The organism is Mesorhizobium sp. M7A.F.Ca.US.002.01.1.1 (genome assembly GCF_004022955.1).
In the GTDB taxonomy this organism is placed as follows: Bacteria; Pseudomonadota; Alphaproteobacteria; order Rhizobiales; family Rhizobiaceae; genus Mesorhizobium; species Mesorhizobium ciceri.
The window spans coordinates 1-2,517 of record NZ_RZQE01000673.1 but is presented as its reverse complement, the minus strand read 5'-3'; the positions used below and the strand labels follow the sequence as shown (position 1 = coordinate 2,517).

The window sequence follows — 2,517 nt, the reverse complement described above, 5'->3', positions numbered from 1 at the left end:
GTTTGATGCCATGCGCGCCGGTCGGCAGCGGTGCTTCGCCTTGCGGCACTGCCAGCCCGACAAGCTGCATGCGATTGTCACGCGACGCCTCCTCGGTGAACAATGAGCGGCGGCCGACGAACTCGGTCTTGCGTTTGGCCCGCGGACCGTGGACGCCGAGATCATGCGGCAATGTGGTGCCGTCGGTGTCCTTGCCGATGACGATAAAACCCTTTTCGGCACGCAGGATCATCAGCGCCTCCAGGCCGATGACGACGGCGTCGAGCGCCTGGCCGGCCTCGCGCAGATGCGCCCATAGCGGCTCGGCGTGGTCGGCCCGGATCGAAATCTCGTAGCTCCTGTCGCCGGTGAAACTGACGCGGGCGATGCGGACTTCGTCGCCGGCATAAGTGCCATGACCGATCGCCATATGCGGCAGGTCGGCATCGTCGAGCGAGAGGCCAAGATGCAGCTTTTCCAGCAGCTTGCGGGCATTTGGCCCCGAAACGGTCAGTGTCGCCATGTCCGGTGTGGCGTTGTGGATGTAGACGGCGCCGCGGCCAAAACGGTCCTGGCGCCATTCCTCCAGCCGCGCATGGACGGCGGCGACATGCGAGGACGAGCACGACACGACGAAGCGATGCTCGTCCAGCCGCACCAGCACGCCGTCGTCGAAGACCACGCCGTTCTCAGACAGCATGAAGCCATAGCGGCAGCGGCCCGGTTTCAATGTTGACATGGTGTTGTAGTAGAGGAAATCGACGAACGCCGCCGCCTGCGGCCCGATCACCTCGATCTTGCCGAGCGTCGAACCATCGAACAGCGCGACCGACTGGCGCGCACGTCGCGCCTCGTCCGCGATCGAACGTTCCGCGTCCGCGTTGCCGCCATAATGAGCAGGCCGCAACCAGCCGCCATATTCCTGGAAGACAGCGCCGCTGGCGCGATGGACGTTTTCGAGCGGCAGCCGCCGTACCGGCGCCATCAACTCACCGACGCGCGCGCCGGCAAAGCTTGCCAGCGGCACCGGCGTGAACGGCGGCCGGTAGGTGGTGGTGCCGACCTCCGGCACCGTGCGGCCGGTAATCCCTGCCATCAGCGCCAGGCCGGGCACGTTGGAGGTCTTGCCCTGGTCGGTCGCCATGCCGAGCGTGGTGTAGCGCTTCAGATGTTCGACCGAGACGAAGTTTTCGCGTGCGGCCAGCTCGACGTCCTTCACCGTCACGTCGTTCTGGTAGTCGATCCAGATGCGGCCTTTCGAGCCCGGCATCGGCCAGGCCGGGAGAATGCCGTCCGTCGCCTCCGGCCCGGTGCTGCGTGGTGTTGCCGCGTTCTCCTTGCCGGCGAATGCCTTTTCCACGCCGGCAAACACCTCCGACAAGGAGACCGCGCCGGCTGCGGCGCCGACCACGGCGATACCGCCGACCGGTTCGCCCGGCAGGAAGGCCGCGCGCGCATCGCTCCAGGCGAGCTTGCCCTTGGCCTGGCCGAAGAGATGAATGGTCGGCGTCCAGCCGCCCGAGACCACAACGCAATCGGCATCGAACCTCGTGCCGTCGTCGAGCGTCACGCCGTCGACGCGCAGCTTGCCGCTGGCGGATGCGAGAGAACGCCCCTTGATCAGCCGGACATTGGCCGCCGCCGCAGGCGTGCCGTCACGCCGGATATCGACAAGCCTGACTTCGGCGCCGACCTCGGCAAGCGCCCCCGCCACCTCATAGGCGCTGTCATTGTTGGTGGCGACGATGATGCGGCGGCCGACCAGCACAGCGTGGCGCCGGAGATAGGCGAACGCCGCATCCGCCGACATGATGCCCGGCAGATCGTTGTTGGCGAAAGGCAGCGGCCGTTCGATGGCGCCGGTCGCCAGCACGATCTGGCGCGGCCTGACCCGCCACAGCGTATCCGGCCGGCCGTCGAGATGACGCTGGTTCAGCCCGACCAGATTGTGGTCGTAAATGCCGAAGGCGGTGGTCGAAGGCAGGATGAGGTGACCGCCAGCGGCAAGCTCGGCAATCGTCTCCTTGACCCATACGGCCGCCGGCTTGCCGTCGATCTCCGCGGCACGATGGCCGAGCGATCCGCCGGGACTCTGCTGGTCGTCGACCAGTGCGACGGTCAGGCCAGCACCGGACGCCAGCCCTGCCGCCGCCAGCCCGGCCGGTCCCGCGCCTACAACCAGCACATCGCAATGATGGTTGATCTGGTCGGCCTTGCCGGGCGAGGTCCAGTCGGCGTCGACTGTGCCCAATCCCGCCATGGCGCGGATGCGCGGCTCGAACCTGTGCCAGTCCGGCCACATGAAGGTCTTGTAGTAGAACGCCGCTGGAATGAAGCGCGCGAAACGGTCGAGGAAGGCGTTGCGGTCGGCCAGCGCGCTGGGCGTGGCGTTGACGCTTTTCGCCACCAGTCCGTCCCGCGCCGGCTCGGTCGTGGCGCGGGTGTTCGGCGTTGCCCGCGTGCCGCCGAGATCGACCAGCGCATTTGGCTCCTCGACGCCGGCGCCCCATATGCCGCGCGGCCGGTGGTATTTGAAGC

General features: G+C 67.3%; 1 protein-coding gene. It reads right to left on the bottom strand.

The features are described 5' to 3' along the window. The coding region (locus tag EN932_RS33855) for a sarcosine oxidase subunit alpha family protein (protein ID WP_128369424.1) at nt 1-2,517 on the bottom strand (2,517 nt) is incomplete at both ends.